The organism is Peptococcaceae bacterium (assembly GCA_024655825.1).
Taxonomy (GTDB): Bacteria; Bacillota; Peptococcia; order DRI-13; family PHAD01; genus JANLFJ01.
Map to the genome: position 1 here is coordinate 12,248 of JANLFJ010000034.1, position 20,537 is coordinate 32,784.

At 52.1% G+C, this 20,537-nt stretch carries 24 protein-coding genes; 1 reads left to right on the top strand and 23 read right to left on the bottom strand.

All coding sequences use genetic code 11. The features are described 5' to 3' along the window. Window positions 1-137: 137 nt before the first annotated feature. From NUV48_12120 to NUV48_12230, 23 genes are all read right to left on the bottom strand, one after another. Window positions 138-2,729: a sigma 54-interacting transcriptional regulator gene (locus NUV48_12120; protein MCR4442884.1), complete on the bottom strand. Its 2,592-nt coding sequence runs from the start codon at window positions 2,727-2,729 to the stop codon at window positions 138-140. Between the two features lie 120 nt (window positions 2,730-2,849). Continuing rightward, entirely contained in the window at window positions 2,850-3,401 is a 552-nt protein-coding gene (locus NUV48_12125) for an O-acetyl-ADP-ribose deacetylase (GenBank protein MCR4442885.1), read from the bottom strand. Between the two features lie 65 nt (window positions 3,402-3,466). Next, entirely contained in the window at window positions 3,467-4,012 is a 546-nt protein-coding gene (locus NUV48_12130) for a 2-oxoacid:acceptor oxidoreductase family protein (GenBank protein ID MCR4442886.1), read from the bottom strand. A gap of 6 nt (window positions 4,013-4,018) precedes the next feature. Then, complete coding sequence (locus NUV48_12135; GenBank protein MCR4442887.1) at window positions 4,019-4,837, bottom strand: 2-oxoacid:ferredoxin oxidoreductase subunit beta; 819 nt, start codon at window positions 4,835-4,837, stop codon at window positions 4,019-4,021. Continuing rightward, window positions 4,831-5,979: a 2-oxoacid:acceptor oxidoreductase subunit alpha gene (locus NUV48_12140; protein ID MCR4442888.1), complete on the bottom strand. Its 1,149-nt coding sequence runs from the start codon at window positions 5,977-5,979 to the stop codon at window positions 4,831-4,833. The genes NUV48_12135 and NUV48_12140 overlap by 7 nt, the downstream gene beginning before the upstream one ends. A gap of 4 nt (window positions 5,980-5,983) precedes the next feature. Beyond that, the gene (locus NUV48_12145) at window positions 5,984-6,187 is read right to left on the bottom strand and encodes a 4Fe-4S binding protein (GenBank protein ID MCR4442889.1); all 204 of its coding nucleotides are present in this window, start codon (window positions 6,185-6,187) and stop codon (window positions 5,984-5,986) included. A 35-nt stretch (window positions 6,188-6,222) separates the two neighbouring features. Further along, complete coding sequence (gene fni / locus NUV48_12150) at window positions 6,223-7,290, bottom strand: type 2 isopentenyl-diphosphate Delta-isomerase (GenBank protein MCR4442890.1); 1,068 nt, start codon at window positions 7,288-7,290, stop codon at window positions 6,223-6,225. Between the two features lie 106 nt (window positions 7,291-7,396). After that, complete coding sequence (locus NUV48_12155; GenBank protein ID MCR4442891.1) at window positions 7,397-9,589, bottom strand: bifunctional 4-hydroxy-3-methylbut-2-enyl diphosphate reductase/30S ribosomal protein S1; 2,193 nt, start codon at window positions 9,587-9,589, stop codon at window positions 7,397-7,399. Between the two features lie 115 nt (window positions 9,590-9,704). Then, complete coding sequence (locus tag NUV48_12160) at window positions 9,705-10,304, bottom strand: 1-acyl-sn-glycerol-3-phosphate acyltransferase (protein MCR4442892.1); 600 nt, start codon at window positions 10,302-10,304, stop codon at window positions 9,705-9,707. 1 nt (window position 10,305) lies between these two features. Further along, on the bottom strand, window positions 10,306-10,989 hold the full coding sequence (gene cmk, locus NUV48_12165; protein MCR4442893.1) for a (d)CMP kinase: 684 nt from the start codon (window positions 10,987-10,989) through the stop codon (window positions 10,306-10,308). A gap of 133 nt (window positions 10,990-11,122) precedes the next feature. Continuing rightward, window positions 11,123-11,500 (bottom strand): chorismate mutase, encoded by a 378-nt coding sequence (gene aroH, locus NUV48_12170; protein MCR4442894.1) that lies wholly within the window; start codon window positions 11,498-11,500, stop codon window positions 11,123-11,125. Then, window positions 11,497-11,928, bottom strand: coding sequence for a HutP family protein (locus tag NUV48_12175; GenBank protein ID MCR4442895.1), 432 nt, complete (start codon window positions 11,926-11,928; stop codon window positions 11,497-11,499). Before NUV48_12175 ends, aroH begins: the two co-directional genes overlap by 4 nt. Window positions 11,929-12,018: 90 nt before the next feature. Next, window positions 12,019-12,525, bottom strand: a complete 507-nt coding sequence (locus tag NUV48_12180; protein MCR4442896.1) for a hypothetical protein — start codon at window positions 12,523-12,525, stop codon at window positions 12,019-12,021. 74 nt (window positions 12,526-12,599) lie between these two features. Beyond that, window positions 12,600-13,322: an rRNA pseudouridine synthase gene (locus NUV48_12185; protein MCR4442897.1), complete on the bottom strand. Its 723-nt coding sequence runs from the start codon at window positions 13,320-13,322 to the stop codon at window positions 12,600-12,602. A gap of 92 nt (window positions 13,323-13,414) precedes the next feature. Then, window positions 13,415-13,948 (bottom strand): spore maturation protein, encoded by a 534-nt coding sequence (locus tag NUV48_12190; GenBank protein ID MCR4442898.1) that lies wholly within the window; start codon window positions 13,946-13,948, stop codon window positions 13,415-13,417. A gap of 6 nt (window positions 13,949-13,954) precedes the next feature. After that, window positions 13,955-14,539 (bottom strand): spore maturation protein, encoded by a 585-nt coding sequence (locus NUV48_12195; protein MCR4442899.1) that lies wholly within the window; start codon window positions 14,537-14,539, stop codon window positions 13,955-13,957. Window positions 14,540-14,669: 130 nt separating this feature from the next. Next, window positions 14,670-15,110 carry a GerW family sporulation protein gene (ytfJ, locus tag NUV48_12200; protein MCR4442900.1) on the bottom strand — a complete coding sequence of 147 codons (441 nt, stop codon included), beginning with the start codon at window positions 15,108-15,110 and terminating at the stop codon, window positions 14,670-14,672. Continuing rightward, window positions 15,107-15,772, bottom strand: a complete 666-nt coding sequence (locus tag NUV48_12205) for a DUF2953 domain-containing protein (protein MCR4442901.1) — start codon at window positions 15,770-15,772, stop codon at window positions 15,107-15,109. The genes ytfJ and NUV48_12205 overlap by 4 nt, the downstream gene beginning before the upstream one ends. A gap of 81 nt (window positions 15,773-15,853) precedes the next feature. Then, entirely contained in the window at window positions 15,854-16,405 is a 552-nt protein-coding gene (gene scpB, locus NUV48_12210) for an SMC-Scp complex subunit ScpB (protein MCR4442902.1), read from the bottom strand. Then, the gene (locus NUV48_12215; protein MCR4442903.1) at window positions 16,383-17,150 is read right to left on the bottom strand and encodes a segregation/condensation protein A; all 768 of its coding nucleotides are present in this window, start codon (window positions 17,148-17,150) and stop codon (window positions 16,383-16,385) included. Before NUV48_12215 ends, scpB begins: the two co-directional genes overlap by 23 nt. Before the next feature lie 12 nt (window positions 17,151-17,162). Then, entirely contained in the window at window positions 17,163-18,161 is a 999-nt protein-coding gene (trpS, locus tag NUV48_12220; protein ID MCR4442904.1) for a tryptophan--tRNA ligase, read from the bottom strand. A 15-nt stretch (window positions 18,162-18,176) separates the two neighbouring features. Then, the gene (locus NUV48_12225; GenBank protein MCR4442905.1) at window positions 18,177-18,794 is read right to left on the bottom strand and encodes a site-2 protease family protein; all 618 of its coding nucleotides are present in this window, start codon (window positions 18,792-18,794) and stop codon (window positions 18,177-18,179) included. Continuing rightward, window positions 18,784-20,016: a hypothetical protein gene (locus NUV48_12230; GenBank protein MCR4442906.1), complete on the bottom strand. Its 1,233-nt coding sequence runs from the start codon at window positions 20,014-20,016 to the stop codon at window positions 18,784-18,786. The genes NUV48_12225 and NUV48_12230 overlap by 11 nt, the downstream gene beginning before the upstream one ends. Window positions 20,017-20,218: 202 nt before the next feature. Between NUV48_12230 and NUV48_12235 the strand changes: the two genes are divergently transcribed. After that, window positions 20,219-20,537, top strand: a 319-nt coding sequence (locus tag NUV48_12235; protein ID MCR4442907.1) for a hypothetical protein, incomplete at its 3' end; no start/stop codon positions are given.

A 20,537-nucleotide genomic window follows, 5' to 3' on the forward strand; every position in this document is an offset into this window, starting at 1 on the left:
AAAGAATCCCGGTTAATGCTCGTGTAAACCGGGATTCTTTAATGCGTTGGCGCATCAGAACCGCTCTTCTCAGTATTTATCAAGGAAAAATCGCTCAATGCATCTCTGCATTAGGGATTCCGTTTTGCATTAAGACTTTATTTTATGCCGTATTTCTTTAATTTCCTGACAACCGTGGACTGGTTTATCCCCAAGGCTTCAGCTATTTTATAGCTGTTGCCGTAAACCTGGTTGGCTTTGACCAGAATCTCTTTTTCCAGCATTTCAAGAGCATCAGCCAGGCGCGGTAATCCTTCCGCGCTGTGGAGAACGGCCTCATCCTTCAAGTATGAAGGCAGGCTGTTTTCATCTATCAAGTCCTGATCAACCGTCACCACCAGCCGTTCAATCAGGTTGGAAAGCTCCCGGATATTGCCGGGCCAGCTATAACCATTCAACAATTGAATAGCGCTGCCGCTCATCCTCTTATTTACGCCGTATTTTGTATTATATAACTTCAAAAAGTGATGAACAAGCGGATTGATGTCGTCTCTCCGGCTGCGGAGGGGAGGAATGGCAATGGGAACCACATTCAAGCGGTAATAAAGGTCCTGCCTGAACTTTTCTTTCGCCACCATTTCTTCCAGGTTACGATTGGAAGCGGCAATAATCCTCACGTCAATCTCTACCGGTCTGGTCCCGCCCAGCCGTACGACCCGTTTTTCCTGCAGAACCTGAAGGAGCTTTACTTGCAGGTTGTAAGGCAGTTCCCCGATCTCATCCAAAAAGATCGTCCCGCCGTGCGCCAGCTCGAACATGCCTACTTTCCCCTCCCTTTTTGCGCCGGTAAACGCCCCGGCTTCATAACCAAACAGTTCCGATTCGATGAGGGATTCGGGAATGGATCCGCAGTTCACTTTTACCCAGGGCCCGTCTTTCCTGTTGCTGATGCTGTGTATATAGCGGGCAATAATATCCTTCCCCACCCCCGACTCACCGCTCAACAAAACAGTTGAGTCGACCTTGGCTATTTTCCGGCAAGTCTCCAGAACCCTGGCCATGGAAAGGCTGTAAGCGATTACACTGTCCGTGCCGTAATTCTTCCCTGCGCTTTCCATTTGACGCAGGTTGTTTTCAAATTTGTTCTTCACCTTTTCCAGTTCTTCAAAATCGCGCGAATTGATTAACACCCTGCTCAGCCGGCCGTTTTCATCAAAGACCGGCGTGCCGGTCACCAAAAGATTGCGGCCGGTATGGATCTTTTGCACTATCGTCACCGGCCTTTTTTCCTTTATTACCAGCACCGTCACCGAAGGATAGGCCAGTTTGCGCTCTTCCAGTTCCCCGGCATAAGTTCCTTTTATATTTTCAGGCAGCCCGTACAGGTGTAAAAAAGCCTTATTGGCCTTTATAATGATCCCCTTTCCGTCGGTGATGCAAAGCCCGTCGTACGACGTTTCCACAATCCCGTCCAGTTCACGGTTTAGTTCCTCGATGACATGCAGTTCCTGGTCCAGTTGTTCCAGCAGTTTGGTCTTCTTGTCCAACAAGTAGGGCAGGCACATCTCCACTTCGGCAATACCCTGATATACCGCCACGGCTTTCTCCCGGCAGGAGCTGTACCCGCAGGCGCCACAATTTATCTCGTCCTGAGGGCTCAGCTTGCCTGTGCCGGCCAGGATCCTTTTGATTTCCCCATCCGAGGGCTGCGGAAGAACAACCTGCCGGTTGGAAAACTCTCGCGCCAGGTTAAGCCCTTCTATTTTTTCAATAATTTCCTGCCCTTTAATCTTTTTCTCCTGCGGGATGCTCTCATAGTACTCGATTATACCCGCTTTTTTGGTATATAAATTTTTCCTGCTTTCACTGGCCGGCCCGTCGATACAACCGCGGCACATCAGCATGTCTATAAACCTGGCATTGAGCTTGCCCCGGCTGATGTCCTCCAGGGCTTGATAACACTCTTTCTGACCGTCTACCACCAGGACATCGGTATCCAGCAGGTTCAGGTCGAAACGGAGCATTTTGGCCAGCCCGCCCGACAATGGGATTAAATGACCGTCCAGGGGAACAGGCCCTGAAAATTCTCCCTCCGGCAAAGCCGCCGGATCTATGTCGCGTTCCTCAAGTATTCTTTTTAACTCTTTAAAGGTAAGCGCACAGGTTATCATGTCCTGGTAATACTTGATTTCTCCAATCTTCGCCACGCAGGGACCGGCAAAAACCAGCCTGGCCCCAGGGTCATTCAACCCGATGTAGCGGGCAGTGGCCCCCATGGGAGAGGCAATGGGAGCCAGGTGCTTGAGAAGAGAAGGGAAATGCTTCTCCACCATGCTCACCACGGCGGGGCAAGAAGAGCTTATGGTCATTTTACTTCTGGCAACCAGTTTCCTATACTCCGGTACCAAAAGCTGCGCTCCCAAGGCAGCCGGCCAAACATCCCTGAAACCCAGGGCTTTCAGGGCGGAAACAAGCCGGAGGGGTTTTTCCAGGTCAAATACGGAAGCAAAAGACGGGGCCAGAATTAAGGAAACTGGTTTATCCCCGGCAAGCATTTCCATGACCTCTTTTTTGTAACTTAAAACCTGCTTCGCATCCTGAGAGCACACCTTCAAGCAGTTCCCGCACTCAATGCAGCGGTAATCTATCACCTCCGCCTGACCCTTTTCTATTTTGACAGCCTTGACGGGGCAGTTTCTAACGCAGGCATAACACTGCTTGCATCTTTCCTTTTTCGTGGAAATAATCATAACCGCTCCTGTATTCAGTATTTATACATATCATATTTTACAATTCTGTATATCAAGGCAAATTCCTTTTTCCAAAAACTAAAAAACCCGGATTCGTTCGGTATCCGGGCTGTGGTGTTCTCAAGTCCTGGCGGCCTGCAAGCGGCATAAAGTTTCCCGGTATATACGGAAAATTTCATCATTGAAAAGAACCATGCGCACCTCGTTGAAGCATGCTTTTTCAAGATATTCAACAATTGTCGAAAGGGCTATCGAGGCTGCGTCTGCCACCGGATAACCGTAAGCGCCGGTGCTGATGGAAGGAAACGCCACCGTGCGGAGACCCTTTTCTTTGGCCAGTTCCAGGCTGTTATAATAGGCCCTTCTCAGGATCTCTTGCTCATTGTTTTTTCCTCCCCGCCAAACCGGGCCCACAGTGTGGATCACATACCTGGCCTTTAGCCGCCCTCCTCCCGTGATCACAGCCTCGCCGGGCGGTAAGGCGCCCTGCCTGTTTACAATTTCCCGGCATTCTTCCAGTATACTGGGTCCACCGGCCCTATGTATCGCGCCGTCGACTCCCCCTCCTCCCATCAGGCTGGAATTGGCGGCGTTCACTATCGCGTCAACCTCCTGCACGGTAATATCCCCCTGGACCACTTTCAACCTGGTTTGCGAAACCACTATTTCCAAACCGTCTCACCTCCCTAACCGCTGTTTCCTTTCAACACTCATTATCTGCCACCTGCCGCAATCCGTCAACCAGCTTCTTTACTCCCCCGCTCCCAGCCAAGATGCAGGGCTTTGATGTTCAACGCCGCCACCTTGACCAGCCTGAGCCGCACGGCTTCTTCCAGGGCCTCCAGGCTGACGATGCCGCCGGCGGCAGCCAGCGCCCCGACAGCAATAATATTGGTCGTAAGGAAATTGCCTATTTCCTCCCTGGCCAGCCTGGCAAAAGGAATTTTTACGACCCTGGCCCGTTCCGCCGGCGCTCCAAAACCGGCGACGGCTTCATCCATCATAACCAGGCCGTTTGAAGCCACTTTGCCTGCATAAAAGCGGGCCGCTTCTTCCGACATAACCAGAAGAAAGTCTGGCAGGATCACCTTGGGATAGAGAATCGGGCCGGAACTGATGACCACCTCGGCTTTGCTTGCCCCGCCGCGAGCTTCCGGGCCGTAGCTTTGCGTCTGGACCACTTCCTTTCCGTCAAGAACGGCAGCCTCTGCCAGGAGAATCCCGCCCAGGATGATGCCCTGGCCTCCTGTCCCGCTCAAACGCACCTCTTTTCTATCGCTCAACGAAGCTCAGCTCCCTTCTTTAATACGGGCGATCAACCCTGCATATAGTTCCGTGTATTCCGGGGCCGTTTCCCGGTACAACTCACCGATCACAAATTTCCCGGCAAGTTTTTCCGGTTCCATCGCCCGGGCGGCTTTAACCGCAACCGCATTGTCGCGCAGCCATTTCAGCATCTCAGGCGCTGAACCAAGCTTGTTCCTCCGGCCGTACGAAACGGGGCAAATGCTCACCGCTTCCACAAAGGAAAACCCCTTGTTACGGATAGCACTTTTAACGAGTTCCGTGAGCAGTTTGGTGTGATAGACAGTGCCTCTCCCCACGTAAGTAGCGCCGGCTCCCCTGACCAGGTCGCAGATGTCAAAGGAACGCTCCAGGTTCCCGTAGGGGGATGTGGTGGCAAACCTCCCCTGCGGCGTGAGAGGCGAATACTGGCCTCCCGTCATCCCGTAAATATTGTTGTTGAACAAGATGACGTTTAAGTCGATGTTCCGCCGGGCCGCATGTATCAGGTGGTTTCCTCCTATGGCCGTTCCGTCCCCGTCGCCGGTTACCACAAAAACGCTGAGTTCCGGTTTAGCCAGCTTGATGCCGGTGGCAAAAGCCAGTGCCCTGCCGTGGGTGGTATGAACCGTGTCAAAATTAAGATAGCCGGGCGCTCTTGAAGAGCATCCGATCCCGGATACGACCACGATCTTGTCTGTGTTGAGCCCGCTTTCATGAATAGCCTCCAGCATGGCCTTCATGACGATGCCGTTGCCGCAGCCCGGACACCAGATGTGAGGAAGGCGCCCGGTGCGCATCATGCCTTCTATATCCTTCAGCACGCTTTGGCCACCTCCTTTACTCTCGCCGCAATTTCCTGCGGGGTGATCAGCTCGCCGTTGATCTTATTGATTCCATAGAGCTTTTCCTTGCCGGGAGCATATTTTTCCACTTCGCCCCTGAGCTGCCCCCAGTTCAGCTCAGGCACAAAGACAAGCTCCTTGTCCCTGGTTAATTCCTTCACGACCTTCCGGGGAAAAGGCCAGATGGTCTGCAGCTGAAGAAGCCCGGCCTTTAAGCCTTCTTCCCGCAGGATATTCACTGCTTCCGCCGCGCTGCGCGCCGTACAGCCGAAAGTGATGAACAAGCAGCTTGCATCAGCGGTTTTAAATGTTTTATAGAGCGTTATTTCTTCCTCGTACCGATCGAGCTTGGTAAACAGCCTTGTCAGCTGGCGTTCAACAGAATCCGCTTGCCCGGTGGGCGCTCCTTCTTCGTTGTGGGTAAGCCCTGTAACATGCCAGCGGTAGCCTGTTCCGAAATCCGCCATGGCCGGTATTCCTGTGTCATCAGTTTCATAGGGCCTGTAGCTGCCCGGTAGAACAGCCGGCCTCTTGCGGTCAACCACTTCCAGTTCGGCAGGGTCCGGCAGCACGACCTTTTCCCTCATGTGCCCAACAACCTCATCCAATAATATAATTACCGGCACCCGGAATTTCTCAGCAAAATTGACGGCCTTGACGGTCAATTCGTAAGTTTCCAGCACCGAGGCGGGAGACAGGGCGATTATCGGGTGATCGCCGTGCGTCCCCCAGCGGGCCTGCATGATGTCGCCCTGGGCGGGCGAGGTCGGACCGCCGGTGCTGGGACCCATGCGCTGCACATTGACAATCACACAGGGGATTTCAGCCATAGCCGCGAAACCGATGTTTTCCTGTTTGAGCGAAAACCCCGGCCCGCTGGTGGCTGTGATCACCTTTGCTCCGGTCAGGGCCGCGCCCAGGACGGCGCCCATGCCTCCAAGCTCATCTTCCATTTGGATGAATTTGCCCCCGATCCTGGGTAAATGTTCGGCCATGAATTCGGCAATTTCCGTGGATGGCGTTATGGGATACCCGGCGTAAAAACGGACGCCGGCATCAATTGCCGCCAGGGAACAGGCCTGGTTCCCCTGAAGAAGCTGCGCCTTCCTCTCTCTATTCAATGGTTTATCCTCCAATCCTTATAGCATAATCAGGGCAGTGGTCCTCGCAAATCCTGCATTTACTGCATAATTCCGGGTTCACTACAACTGCTTTGCCTTGCTGGTCTTTGCCCAGCACATTTTTCGGGCATAAGCTGTAACAGATTCCGCAGCCCTTGCACCATTCAGACCTGATTTCGATTTCTGCTTTTTTCTCCGCCGGCAAAATTCTCACCTCCAGCCAGTCCTGATTGTCACGCCCTTTTACCTTTGCGCGTATTTAGCCGTGTCGATACCTCTTTGTTCACACCAGGCGCGGGTAAACCCCGTGATGACGAGCGGTATCCCGGCAAGGCTTCTAATATCGCCTGCTCCTGTCATCAAAAGCAGCATTTTCAACTCCTCTTGCATCTGCCGTATTCTCAACAGCAGCGCTTCTTCACCCTTTTGCGCCAGTATTTTTAAAAAATAGCCGGCGATCCCGACGGCATTGGCCCCCAGGCTCAGCGCTTTCATCATGTCCAGCGAAGAACTTATCCCTCCCGAGGCGACCACCTCCAAAGGCAATCCCAAACTTTTCACTTCCAGGAGAGAACAGGCCGCCGTAATTCCCCAAAACCTCATAAAATCGAGGTTATCGCGGGGATTGCGAGCCAATTCGATTGCGGCGAAATTCGTCCCCCCCGCCCCGCTTACGTCTATCGCCGCAACTCCCAGTTTTACCAGGCGCCCTGCCGTCTCCCTGGAAATGCCAAACCCCACCTCTTTAACCATTACCGGGACGTCGGACTTCTCAACAATACGGGCTATATTATCGGCCAAACCCCGGAATTTCCTGTCGCCTTCGGTCATCACCAGCTCCTGGGCGCCATTGAGGTGAAGCTGTAATGCATCGGCGCCGATCATCTCAACGGCTTCGCGGGCTCGTTCAGGTCCGGCCGCAGCGCTCACATTGGCCATCACCAGGCCATCCGGGTTGAATTCGCGAACCACCTGGTAAGTGTGGCGGATTTCCCGGTTAGCCAGGCCGGCGGCCTGCGACCCCACGGCCAGCGCAACCCCCGCTTCCCTGGCCACCCTGGCCAGGGAAGCATTGATCTTTTCCAGCCCGGGCGCCCCTCCTGTCATGGCGTTGATTACCAGCGGCAGCACCAGCCTTTTTCCAAACAGCGTACCGCCTGTATCGATTTCAGTTAAGTCATGCCGCAAAAGGGCCTGGTGTACCGGATAGATGTCTTCCCACCCGGCAGGAAGAGGCCCTTTTCCCAAAGCAACGGCATGAGCGACATGGGCATGTTTTCTTTCTTCTCTTACCTGTTTTTCATCAGCCATAATCCCATCCCCGGATTCCTTAATCTGTGCTCAAATTAATTAACGGGCACGTACCTACAAGGATACCTGTATCCATATAAAAGGAAAAGCCGGCGTACGCCAGCTCCTATCCTTCCTTATGGTTTTCTCCCTTATTATTCTCTTTATTATTCTTTTTAAGAATCTCTCCGATGGTCACGCCGCTTCCTTCCTTCTGGCGCTCAAGGAAAGTCTCGTATTCGTTTTTTTCCTTGTCGCTGACAATCTCCTTTAGACTCAAACTGATGCGTTTCTTTTCCGGGTCGTTCTCGATAACCTTAACGTCAACTTTCTCGCCTGTGGTCAGAACATCTTCCACTTTGGCGACCCGTTTTGTCGAAAGCTGGGAAATGTGGACCAGACCGTCAATACCAGGTTCCAGTTCGATAAAAGCTCCAAAAGGCGCTATTCTTACCACTTTGCCTTCAACCACTTTTCCCACCGGGTACTTTTCTGCTGCCGCTTCCCAAGGGCTCTTGAGCAGGCCTTTTAAGCTTAATGATACTTTCTGCTTCCTGGGGTCCAGCTTTATAATATTGACTTCGAGCTCTTCACCTTCTTTTACCACGTCGGAAGGTTTGCCCACACGACCCCATCCCATTTCCGAAACATGCAAAAGCCCATCTATCCCGCCCAGGTCAACAAAAGCCCCGAAGTCGGTCAGACGCCTGACTATACCTTTTCTGGTCTGCCCTTCTTCAAGCTCAGCCCACAAGGCCTCTTTTTTCCTGCGCTGCTCCTCTTCCAGTACGGCTCTCTGCGATAAGACCGCCTTCCTGTTTTTTCTGTCCAGCTCCAGCACCTTCATTCTTAATTCCTTTTTCAGGTACTGGCCGAGGTCAGGGACAAAAGATACATCAACCTGGGAAGCGGGTACAAATCCCCGGATGCCTACATCCACCAGCAGGCCGCCTTTAACCACTTCTATTACGGGTGCCGTAACAACAGAACCTTCCGCCTGGGCGGCTTCCAGCCTGTTTAAAGCCTCTTCCATCCTGGCTTTTTTATGTGAAAGAAGGACATTGCCTTCCTTATCTTCTTTTAATACTTCCACCATAATCTCCTGCCCCGCGGAAACATACTCCCTCGGGTCTACATGCCGGGAAGCCAATTCGGCCGCCGGAATAATTCCCTCTGATTTGCCGCCGATGTCAACCAGCACCTCATCAGCGCTCACTTTTACAACCTTTCCTTTAAGAACATCACCCGGCTTAAAGCTCTTAAAGCCGATCTCGTCTTGCATCACGGGCGCGTACGGCTCTGCAGGGGCTGGTGTTCCCCCTTCTATTTCACTGGGGCCTGTGTCGTCTTCTTCGGGCCTCTCCTCAGCGGGGCTGTCTTCCTTCAGCCTATCCAATGCGCTTGTTTCCGGCTGAAGCAAATCCTGAGACTCTGTCTCCACTTTTTCCTCGTCGAAACCTGTGTTTTTCTCTTTTTGTTCCATGTTTTCTTCCATCTTCTCAATTACCTCCTTGATAATCCACGCCGGGGTGGAAGCCCCTGCTGTGATGCCCACTGACCTTAGCCCTTTGAACCAATGCGGCCTAATATCTTCCGGCCCCTCAATCAGGCAGCTGTTTTTATTATAGCTCCTGCATATTTCCAACAGTTTGCGGGTATTTGAACTGTGCCTTCCCCCGATGATGATCATCAAATCAACTTTGGGAGCCAGTTCGGCCGCCGCTTTTTGCCTTTTCCTGGTAGCCGGGCAAATGGTTCGGATCACCTTAACCACGGGAACCTTTTCTTTCAGGTAGGAAACGAGTTCTTCAAACCGTTCCTCTTTCTCCGTGGTCTGGGCTAAGACCGCGACTTTATCGGGAAGCGCCGTTCTTTCCAATTCATGCCATGAAGCGGCGACAACCGCCGTCTCATCGGTCCAGGCGCGCAGTCCCTTTACCTCAGCATGCTCTTTGTCGCCCAGAATTATTACCTGGTACCCTTCCTCTTTTGCCTCGCGAGCCAGCTCCTGGGCCTTTTTGACAAAAGGACAGGTGGCATCGATGACCTGCCATCCTTTTGCCTGGAGTTCCGTCACCGTATTTGGTCCAACCCCATGCGACCGGATCAGTATTGCGTCGCCTTCGCCTGCTTCAACTCCAAGGTCTTCTTCGCCTGCGCTGATCACGCCCAGTTTTTCCAGGCGCTCAACTTCTTGCCGGTTGTGAATAAGCGGCCCCAGGGAAACCACGCGCTGGTTTTTGGCGCCTTCTTCAGCCATCTGGATAGCCCTTTTTACTCCCGCGCAAAAACCCGCTTCTTCGGCTAAAAAAATCTCCAAATAATCACACCACCATAAGCTCCAAACAACTTATAATTTTATCATAAGAGTATCTTGCCTGACAATGTTTCCAGACCTAAACTTTCAGTTAAAACATTCCTTATTTTATTTTGCCTTAGGCCTCTTTCAGCAAATCGTTGATTCTTGCGGCCAGTTCCGCGCATACCCTTTCCAAGTCTTCGCTTTTAAGTTTGGCTCCATAAAGCTCCGGGTACTGTATGGGTTTGCCTATTCTTACTTTGATCCGGCCGCGGATGGTGGCTGGAAAAGCCGTCCGGGTACCTATTAGACCCATAGGCACTATGGGTGCGCCAGCCTTTAAGGCAATCAAAGCAGCCCCTTGTTCAAACGGCAGCATTTCGCCCGTCCTGCTTCTCGTCCCCTCCGGAAAAATCCCGAGCACTTCACCTTTTTCCAGGTACCTAAGGGCCGTGCGCAGCGCGTTTTTATCCGCAACTTTCCGCTTTACTGGAAAACACTGGAGATGAGGCAGCACCCATTTTAAAAAAGGCATGTGAAACAGTTCTTCCTTGGCCATGAAGTGAACGATTCTATCCACTGAACAACCCATAACTGGCGGGTCCCAGTAAGAGACGTGATTAGCCGCCAGCACCACGGGCCCTGAGGAAGGCATGTTTCCAAGGCCTTCCACCTCCCAGCGGTTAAAAAGCGCAATCAACAAGCGTAAAAGTCCACGGGCAAAGCGGTAAAACATCTTACTTTTCTCCTCTATTTTTTCCTCTTTTCTCTTCACAAATCTTTAAAATATGTTTTACCACGGCTTCCTGCCTGACGCCGGTAGTATCGATGATTACCGAGTCGGGAGCAGGGCGGAGGGGATCCACCTCCCTGTTCTCATCAAGGCCGTCGCGCCGGGCCAGTTCTTTTTTAACAGAGTCGTAGTCACCCGCGTATCCTTTGCCCACCATTTCTTCGTACCTTCTACGGGCTCTTTCCTCCAGGGTCGCTGTAAGAAAAATCTTGCATTCAGCCTCCGGTAGAACGACAGTACCCACATCCCTGCCGTCCATGACAACGTTGCGGCCGCTGGCCATGGCTCGCTGCTTTCTGACCAGTTCCCGGCGTACTTCCCGGTGGGAGGAAACCAGGGAAACATTTTGGCTAATTAGCGGTTCCCGGATCGCTTCCGTTATATCCTCCCCCTCACAGATTATAAGCTGCTTGCCAGAGCCTGACGGCACCAGCCTGAAATCGGCCTCTGCAGCAAGCCGGGCCAGGCCCGGCCCGTCCTCACAGGAAATATTCCTTTTGACAGCCAGGTAAGTAACCGCGCGGTACATCGCGCCAGTATCAATATAAACAAAGCCCAGTCTTTTCGCCAGTTCTTTGGCTATTGTGCTTTTTCCTGCTCCCGCAGGTCCGTCGATCGCGATTTGGATAGGCTGCTCATCCCTTCGCTTTTCCTTATCCTTTTACGTAATATGCCAAATCAATTTTATCATAATGTAACGCGGTTTTTTAGAAACAATTTCGTTTAAACCGCCCCGCTTCCAAAAAACAACCTCGCCGCTTTCAGGAAGAATCTTTTTCCTGGACAAGGTCGGGGCGAAGTTTAACGGCATCGTTCAAATAAACAGGCCTTGGCTTCATGCCTTCTTCAAGGTAGGCATGGATAAGCACGCGAATACAACGGAGAATACCGTGCGGCACGTCAGCTTCCACCGCTCCCAGCAGGGCGGTTTCCGCCCACCCCATTTCCCGGCAAGCCTTGGCCGGAAACTCGGCTGTAAGGTCCGGGGTGGTGGTGAATATTACGCTCACCACGTTGTCCTCTTTCAGCCCGTTGGCCTCGATTAACTCCTTCATCAATCTTGCTGCTTCCCGCAGTATGGCCTCTTTTTCATTGGCCTCGACAGTAGTGGCTCCCCTTATTCCGTACAGCCTGCTCATCTGTCATCCTCCATATCGGGCGAGGCCCTGTGGCCCAGGCCAATTGCCACTTCGTCCAGGTGCAGCAAGCCGACTCCTAAAAAAACCGCCACGCTGATATGGTCATTTTGCCTGGCAATACCGATTTTACCTCCCACATTAAGGCCGAGGGCTTTGGGCATAATCTGCGAGATGGCTTCCCGGGCTGCGCCGGCAACAGCGCCTTCGTCAGAATGATTCTCCCTGATCACGTTTTCCCTCTTCGCGCATACCAGTGCTCTTTCCAGCATCTTCTTGATAGAGGTTACGAATTCACCGCCTACGTCGACTGCAGCGGTCCTGATCCCGGCTGAGGCATATTCCTGTTTAAGACGCATTTCTTCTTCCCGGCTTTCAGAAAGAGCCATCTTAATGGCCGCATACGCGATCTTTTTCGATCCGAAATTCATTGCTCCACCATCTCCGTTGCTGGGAACTCAGATGGATTATATTATAATATGCAATATTATGCAACCGTTTTAATTGACCCGGCAACGCAATTATTTTATTACAACCGGCTCAAAAAACAACATATTATTCCCGGAAGCGCTGCTGTTCACCTTTGGCTCCAAAATGTTGGGCGTCTTTTTGCTTACAATAACGCTTACCGGCAGCCTGGGGTCGTCGTTTCTAACCGCCACTATACTGCCGTGTCTGACGTTCAGGGTAACTTCACTGCTCAAAAAACTGCCCACTTCTTTCCCATCAACAATCACGCTTACCTCTGGGCGGCTCATGTAATCCACCAGCTTGAGAGTAAGGACGGCCCACGGCACTGACGAAACTCCCCCGGCGTATAACGCCGCATCACCCATTTCCAGCGGCTCTCCTTCCAGGCGCAGGGCAACATTCATACGCTTCCCCGCCTGGGGAAACGAGACCAGGACCGCCTGGATGACAACAAGAAAAATGAGAACACAAATCGCAGTCCTCAGCAGAACATAATCAACATATTCCCCGCTACCCTGAGCCTTATTTCGTTTTCTTCTTTTTTCTCTTTTCTCCAACGGAAACTTCCCCGGTTATCGTTATCTCTGACACTAGCTTAACCAGAACAGGGAACCGCTAAGCAGAGTCCTGTTTAATTGAACCGGCAGGCTGTTTGCAGTGCTCTCAGTTCCCCCGGCTTCAGGTGGCGATACGCCCCTGAAGCCAGATCCCCAAGGTATAGAGGCCCATAACGCACCCTTTTCAAAGAAAGCACCGGGTGTCCCACCGCTTCGCACATCCGGCGCACCTGCCTGTTTTTCCCTTCATGGATCGTTATCTCCAGCTTGGTCCAGCCCTTGCCCCCAGCCAACCTTTTTACCAGGGCGGGCCTTGTTGGTCCATCTTCCAGCCATATGCCGCCCCGCAGTTTTCCCAGCGCTTTTTCCCCCACGTTTCCCCTGACCACGGCTATATATGTCTTGTCCACCTCGTAGCTGGGATGGGAAAGACGATAGGCCAGCTCACCGTCATTGGTTAACAGCAGCAGCCCTTCTGTAAGATAGTCCAGCCTGCCTACCGGGTAAACCCTTTCCTCAACGCCTTTCAACAGGTCAGTAACCTTCAATCTTCCCGCGGGATCGCGCAGCGAGGTGATTACGCGGGGCGGCTTGTTTAACATGATATACACCTTTTTTTCAGCAGCTGTTATTTCCCAGTTATCCAGGGTCACTTTATCACGGCGAGGGTCTATTTTGCTGCCTATCTCCCGGACCACCCTGCCGTTTACTTTAACCCGGCCATCCCTGATCAGGTTTTCGGCTTGGCGCCGCGAGGATACACCCGCTTTAGCCAGGAATTTTTGCAGCCTTTCCACCCGCATTTCACCTTTCTTGCCAGGCGTTTTCTAACTCCTATACTGTCAAAAATCGTCCTCCCTGTCAAACTGTTATTCCCAGCGCCAGGCGCTTAACCGAACACAGTATTGACAATGTACACCGAGGCTAGAAAAGTCGTCAAATCGGCAATCAGCCCGACGGCCAAAGAATAGCGGTACTGCTTTATACCCACGGAACCAAAGTATACGGTCAGGACAAAGAACGTGGTGTCAGTGCTTCCCTGCATAGTCGAGGCCATTCTCCCGATCAGGGAATCGGGGCCGTAAGAGTTAATGAGCTCGGCAGCCACACCCAGCGCGCCGCCGCCTGAAAACGGGCGCATCAGGGCCAGCGGAACCACTTCTGCCGGAATGCGGGCTGCTCTAAAAACGGGCCCCAGGACATGGCTCAACAAATCCATTGCACCGGCCTGTCGAAAAATACTGACAGCCATCATCATGGCTACAAGGTAAGGTATGATGCGCACTGCAATGCCAAACCCTTCCTCGGCGCCCCGGATAAAGGCTTCGTACACCCTCACCCCCCGGAAAAAAGCATAAACAGGAACAAGGAACAAAAAGGCCGGGACAGCCCAGAGCGAGACTTCACGAAAGACACTGCCCATTACCCGTCATCTCCTGCCGTAAATCATGCGCAGAACACCGTCAGCCAGCACAGCCGCGCACATGCCTGCTGCCGTCGCCAAAAAAGTGGTCCCCACGATTTCGGTGGGATCGGCCGAACCAGCGGCTGCCCGGATACCGATAATCATGGTGGGCATCAGGGTAATACAGGCTGTGTTTATCGCCAGGAACGTGCACATGGCCGGACTTGCCCTTTCCTTTGCCGGATTGATGCTCTGCAGTTCCTGCATGGCCTTAAGACCGAAGGGAGTGGCAGCATTCCCAAGTCCCAGGATGTTTGCGCTCAGGTTCATTACCATGGCGCCCACGGCCGGGTGCTGAGGGGGCACCGAAGGAAAGAGCAGCCGCATGAGCGGTCTCAAAACCCGGGCAAAGGCCGCCACCAGACCCGCCTCTTCCGCAATTCTCATCATCCCCAGCCAGAAACTCATTATGCCTGCCAGCTCCAGAGAATACTTCACCGCCGCCTGGGCGGATTGGAAAGCGGACTGGGTAATGACCTCAGGCTTTCCCTTTACTGCCGCCATGATAATCCCCGACAAGATCATCGCCGCCCAGATCAGGTTGATCATAATTTCTCCTCCAGGTCTTTTTCTTCATATTATTCGGAATCTAAGGAATACGTGGAACGGCGGCTTGCGCCGCGTTTTTCACCCTTCGGGTATAACTTATGAAAAAGCATACCTCCCTAGAACAAAAACGTTATTGTATTTCCTTAACAGTCGGCGGGTTTTCCGCCCTGGCTTCTGCAGCCGGTTTTTTTTTGAAGCCGTCAATAACGCCCTGTATTCTCTCAATTACCTGCGGGGCCATCTCCACTAGCCTTTCCAGGTAAGCGTTGTGTCCTGTCACCGGCATCAGCCGGACCTGTCCCTGGCCGACCACCAGAAAACCTACAGGCTGGACTGAAACACCGGCGCCGCTCCCACCGCCGAAAGGCAGACCAGCCGCCTCTTTCTTTTCTGTGCCCGTACTGAACTCGCTTCCTCCCGCCGCAAACCCGCAGGCTACCCTGGAAACCGGAATAATGACTGTGCCGTCGGGCGCTTCCACGGCATCACCCACCACGGTATTGACGTCCACCATTTCCTTGATGCTTTCCATGGCTGTCTTCATCAGCCCTTCAATTGGATGATCGCTCACTTGCTTATCCTCCTTATCAGTGTGTATATTTCCGCACCGTTTTTAATAACCTGGTAAATGATAATAATAATAATATGGCCCATGCGGAATTCAAATATACAGGAATAGTCCACGACCAGCAAATTGTCCCCGCGGTAATTGGGCACCACTTTAAAATTACTGCCGGTCGAACGCATGTTGAAAAAAGCCGACATGCGGCTGTATATAACCCCCAGCAGCGACCATATCAAACCGGCCGAAAGGGCTGTGTGCGCTGGATTTGCCAGGCCGATTTCCGTGTACAAATTCAATTCCTTTACAGTAATGCGCTTGCCCATTATTATAAAAAGCCGGTTCGCCCCCCGCCACACCTTCGCTGCTATCCGTCCGGCCTGCCTTGCCCGCCGCAGCACACGGGGCCAGCGGATTCTGCGGGCCGGCAGGTCGGCAGGGGCCTTTTCCCTCCACGGCCTGTTTTGGGAAAGGTTCCAAAACATCTTGGTCACTGGATTAACCAGGTTCACCTCAAGGGGAATAAACCAGAAAACAAAACGAGAATTAACAATAAACCGCCCCGGAAAACGGTAAAATCGAAGATAGAGCTTTACGGGAAAAAAGCAAAAACCTATCAAGACGACAGCCCCTGCAATATAAAACCAGTTTTCCCTAAAAAAGACCGGCACAGGCCGCCCTCCCCGAAAAAAAATTGCCAGTATCTAGTTTAACCAAAAAAAGACCCCTGTAGGGTCTTTTGTCCAACCGGCTCAATCCTGGTTTTCCCGGTCTGGTTCCTCTGCTTCTATTCTTTTGAGGGCGGGGAGGTCTTCCAGCGACCTGATCCCCAGGTATTTTAAAAAATCCGGCGTTGTCCTGTAAAGAATAGGGCGCCCCGGCGTTTCCCTTCTTCCCCCTTCTTCAATAAGCCCGCGTTCTAAAAGAGTGTTAATGGCGCTCTCGCACTTAACACCCCGGATTTCCTCAATCTCGCTCCTGGCAACCGGCTGCTGGTAGGCAATGATGGCCAGCGTTTCAAGCGCCGCCTGGGAAAGAGAAGACAGGCGAGGCCTGACCAGCTTTTCTATATGCGCGGCATGTTCGGGCCTGGTAGAAAAAGCGAAACCTCCCGCCACCTCGACCAGGCAAAAACCCCTTCTTTCCTTCTCGCAGTCAGCCTTGATCTCCTTTAAAAAATTTAGCACCTCTTTTTCTTCCAGGCACAATATCTCGGCAATATCTTTTGCCGTCAGGGGGTCGCCGGAAACAAACAAAAGGGCTTCAATAACGCTTTTTGCTTCATCCGGAAACAGAGTCGGCACTGTCCTCTCCCCCTTTGCTCTCATTTAAAAAAATCAGGATGTCGGAAAAAAGGTGGGCTTGCCTGAGCATGACGGTGCCGCGCCGCGCCAGTTCCAGCAGCGCCAGGAAAGTCACGATGACTTCGCTCCGGCTGGACATCCCGGAAAAAAGGCTTTTAAAAGAAAGCCCGGACGGTTTTTTATACAAACGGTTAAGAATATACTCGATTTTTTCCCGGACCGTTATTTCGTCCCGAGTTATGGACACAACTTCCCTCTTTTTTTCATATTTTCGAAGTACATGATTGTAAGCGGTAAAAAGATCAGCCATAGTCACCGTTCCAAGTGGATTTAGAGGCGGAAATTCTTTGAGCAGCTTGGCCTCATCAATCTCCCGCCAGAATACTTTTGACCAGAGAATCTCCTTTTCCCTGAATTCCCCGGCCACCTCTTTGTAAATCTTGTATTCCAGGAGTTTTTCCACCAGTTCCCGGCGCGGGTCTTCCTCCTCCTCCTCTTCTTCTGAAGAGGCCGCATGCCTGGGCAAAAGCATCCTGGCCTTGATGGCCAGGAGAGTGCAGACCATCAGGAGGAATTCGCTGGTCAGCTCCAGGTCAACCTCCCGGGCAAGGGCCAGGTATTCCAGGTACTGCTGGACGATTAAGGCAATGGGAATGTTGTAAATATCCACTTCATTCTTTTCAATGAGGTGCAAGAGCAAATCCAGGGGTCCTTCAAAAACAGGCACCTTAATCTTGTAAACCATGACCTCACCACACTAAACCTTCAAAGAAACATTCATGGCTAAACGGGCAAGTTCCAGGGTTTTAGCCGCTTCCCGGCGCGCCGTCTCAGCGCTGGCAAGAAGAATTTCCCGCAGCATGCCGGGTTTGCTTTCGTAATACTTCCTTCTTTCCCGAATAGGAGTCAGCAGGTCGTCAAGTACGGCGGCAAGGCGTTTTTTACAAGCCACACAGCCGGTTTCGCCCGCCCGGCAGGCTTTCCGAATCTCCTCAACCTCCCCGCGATTATAAATCTCCTGGTAGGTATGAACGATGCACACCTCCGGTTTCCCGGGGTCCGTTTTTTTGATGCGGCCGGGGTCTGTTACCATCATCTGCACCTTTTCCAGAATCTCGTCCCTGGAAGCGCTGAGCGGTATGTCGTTATTATAGCTCTTGCTCATTTTCCGGCCGTCCACCCCGGGTAAGAGTGAAACCCTGGCCAGTTTGGCCTGCGGTTCCGGGAACAAATCCGTCCCGTAAAGATGATTGAACCGGCGGGCGATTTCCCTGCACAGCTCGACGTGGGCCAGCTGGTCTTCGCCTACGGGCACCGTATCGGCCCGGTAAATAAGAATATCCGCCGCCATCAATACGGGATACCCTAAAAATCCATAAGTGGAAATGTCTTTCCCCTGGCTGCCGAGCTGCTGAATCTGGTCCTTGTATGTGGGCACTCTCTCCAGCCAGGAAAGAGGGATGATCATCGAGAACAAAAGATGAAGCTCCCCGTGTTCCTTAACCTGGGATTGGACAAAAAGGGGACTTTTTTCAGGGTCCAGACCCACGCTCAACCAGTCTAAGAGCATTGTCCGGATATTATCCTGGATTTCCGCGGTACTCTCAAAAGAGGTGGTGAGGGCATGCCAGTCGACTATCCCAAAAAAGCAGCGGTACTCTTCCTGGAGCCTTACCCAGTTCTCCAGCACGCTCAAATGACCGATATGCAGCCTGCCCGTGGGCCGCATTCCACTGAAAATTACGCCTTTTTTCATGGTTTACCTCCTCGTCTAGAAAGCAGCAACAAATTGTCCTGCCTGAAAAAGGGTGATAATTATCGCTCTCGCCGCGGGCATGAGTACCAGTCCCGTGATATTGGTCAAGATCAGCAGAACCAGGATAAGAGGCCCGTAAGCTTCTAACTGATAAATAAACCCGTGCATGCGGCGGGGCAAAAGCCCTGTCAGAATCCTGGAGCCGTCCAGGGGAGGCACCGGGATCAGGTTGAACAGGGCCAGGTAGACATTTATGCTTACCAGGGTGATTATAAATGAGGCAAAATATGTGCCGACATTAAATAGATTGTACAATATGGCCCCCAGCAAAGCAACCACCAGATTGGAGAAGGGGCCTGCCAGGCTCACCAGCAGAATTCCCCTCTGGCGGTCTCCTCTAAAATAAAACGGGTTGATTTCCACCGGCTTGGCCCAGCCAAAATGGGCCACCAGCAGCATCAAAGTACCTAATGCATCAAGGTGCGGCAGGGGATTAAGCGTCAGGCGCCCCTGCCGTCTGGGGGTGGGGTCTCCCAGGAAGTGAGCCGCCAGGCCGTGAGAAAATTCATGCACGGTTATAGCCACAAGGATCGCCGGTACACTGATCAGAAAACCTGTTAAGTCAAACGTCATTATTCTCGTCCTCCTTACCTGCCAAAATAAGCCTGGCCATTTTTATTCCCTCTTCCCGGGTAACCCAGCTACCGGCCCGGAAATAATCTTCCAGCCTTTTTAAGAGCCGCCCCAACCCCGGACCGGGACGAACCCCCAATTGGAGCAAGTCATGACCGTTTACAGGCATGCTAATGCTGGTTGATTTTATTTCCTGGTAAAAAACTTCCCATCTCTTGCTCCCATTAAACCATTCTCGATAAAGAAAGTACACCCCTTCCGGGGGAAGTTCCTTCACTGCCCGGCTGAATTCCCGCCCTTTCAAGGGAAATGCTTCTTTGCCGCCCGCCAAAAGCTCCAGGGTGTCTTTCATGCCCACGATGTCCCTTACGGTCAGTCCCCAGTAATCGGCTAAAACTGCAAGCGCTTCGGCCTGTGCGGCTAAAAGATGCAGCAAAAAGAAAAACCAGGGACGAAAATCTTGCGGTCGGCCGGGCAGTATAATGTCAGAAAGCCCAGAGACAGCAGATTGGTTAAAGGACAGCCCCCTAAAAAAATGCGGCCACCCCCCCAGTGCGCGGATTTCAAAAAGAACCGCAGAAATATTTTCTTCCTGGCAAATCAACTGCCACTCCTTTAGCCTGCGGGCCGGCGAAACGCATTTTAAAAACTTCCAGTCGCGCTGGAGCAAGGCGCGTGTCTTTTTTTCAAGGCGAAAACCCAGCCGGCATTTAAACCGAATGGCCCTCAGGATGCGGGTAGGGTCGTCGCGGAAGCTGTTTTCATGCAGAACGCGCAGCAGCCCTTCCTGCAAATCGCTGCCGCCTCCTGCAAGATCGATAATCTCCCCCCACCCGTTTTTCAGAAGCGGCAAGGCAAGTGCATTGATTGTGAAGTCACGCCGCAGCAAGTCTTCTTCACAGCCCGCCGGCTCCACCTCGGGCAAGGCCCCGGGAAAAGGATATGTCTCCCGCCGTGCCCGCACGAAATCTACTGGTCCCCACCTGCTAGGCAAAGAAGCGGTCAACAGTTTCTCGTTGAGCACCAGCTTGCTTCCCAGCTCCCGGGCTAGGCTTTCAGCAACAGCAAAGGCGTCTCCCTCGACCATAAAGTCGAAATCCTTGATTGCACAGCCCCGTAAAAGGTCACGCACAGAGCCCCCCACCAGGTAAATCCTGCTGTCCGGGTGTTGTTCCTCAAATACTTTTCTCACATAAACAAAAACAGGATAATCAGGGTACATCTTCTCTTCCCGGAAAGACAATTTTTTCTATTATAACATATAAATACGCGCAGTTAAAAACCACCCAAGTTTAACAGAACAATGATTTAAATTTTGAAAAAAACCTTCAAAAAACCGCGGAAAATCGCGGTTTTTTGCTTGCATTTGATGGATATTCATGGTATTATTAAGTAGACATATACAATATATTACGGGGGTGCACATGTTTATAGAACTTTTCAAAAACAATGGCACAGACTATCTTCGGGTTATGGAGACATATCGCGTCAATGAAGACGGCAATTCGAAATGTAGACGGCGGCTTGTCCGCAATATTGGTCCACTGTCACGTTATGACGATGGAAAGCCGGACTATCTTGGCCGGCTGCGACAGTCATTCAGGGATGGAAAACCGATTATTGAAAGCCTCTCAGACCTGATTGAGGGAAAACCTGTACGCAGGCGGATCAAAATCGAATATGACCTCGAAAACGAGGACGATTGTTTCAGTATCCCAAAGAATATAGGTTACTTTTTGCTTG

Bases quoted from the DNA above. Each gene is read 5' to 3' on its own strand.
- NUV48_12120 (MCR4442884.1), bottom strand. From the start codon at position 2,729: ATGATTATTTCCACGAAAAAGGAAAGATGCAAGCAGTGTTATGCCTGC.
- NUV48_12190 (MCR4442898.1), bottom strand. From the start codon at position 13,948: ATGGGCAGTGTCTTTCGTGAAGTCTCGCTCTGGGCTGTCCCGGCCTTT.
- fni (MCR4442890.1), bottom strand. From the start codon at position 7,290: ATGGCTGATGAAAAACAGGTAAGAGAAGAAAGAAAACATGCCCATGTC.
- NUV48_12230 (MCR4442906.1), bottom strand. From the start codon at position 20,016: ATGTACCCTGATTATCCTGTTTTTGTTTATGTGAGAAAAGTATTTGAG.
- NUV48_12215 (MCR4442903.1), bottom strand. From the start codon at position 17,150: ATGGTTTACAAGATTAAGGTGCCTGTTTTTGAAGGACCCCTGGATTTG.
- aroH (MCR4442894.1), bottom strand. From the start codon at position 11,500: ATGAGCAGGCTGTACGGAATAAGGGGAGCCACTACTGTCGAGGCCAAT.
- NUV48_12225 (MCR4442905.1), bottom strand. From the start codon at position 18,794: ATGACGTTTGACTTAACAGGTTTTCTGATCAGTGTACCGGCGATCCTT.
- NUV48_12195 (MCR4442899.1), bottom strand. From the start codon at position 14,539: ATGATCAACCTGATCTGGGCGGCGATGATCTTGTCGGGGATTATCATG.
- NUV48_12160 (MCR4442892.1), bottom strand. From the start codon at position 10,304: ATGTTTTACCGCTTTGCCCGTGGACTTTTACGCTTGTTGATTGCGCTT.
- trpS (MCR4442904.1), bottom strand. From the start codon at position 18,161: ATGAAAAAAGGCGTAATTTTCAGTGGAATGCGGCCCACGGGCAGGCTG.
- NUV48_12175 (MCR4442895.1), bottom strand. From the start codon at position 11,928: ATGAATTTCGGATCGAAAAAGATCGCGTATGCGGCCATTAAGATGGCT.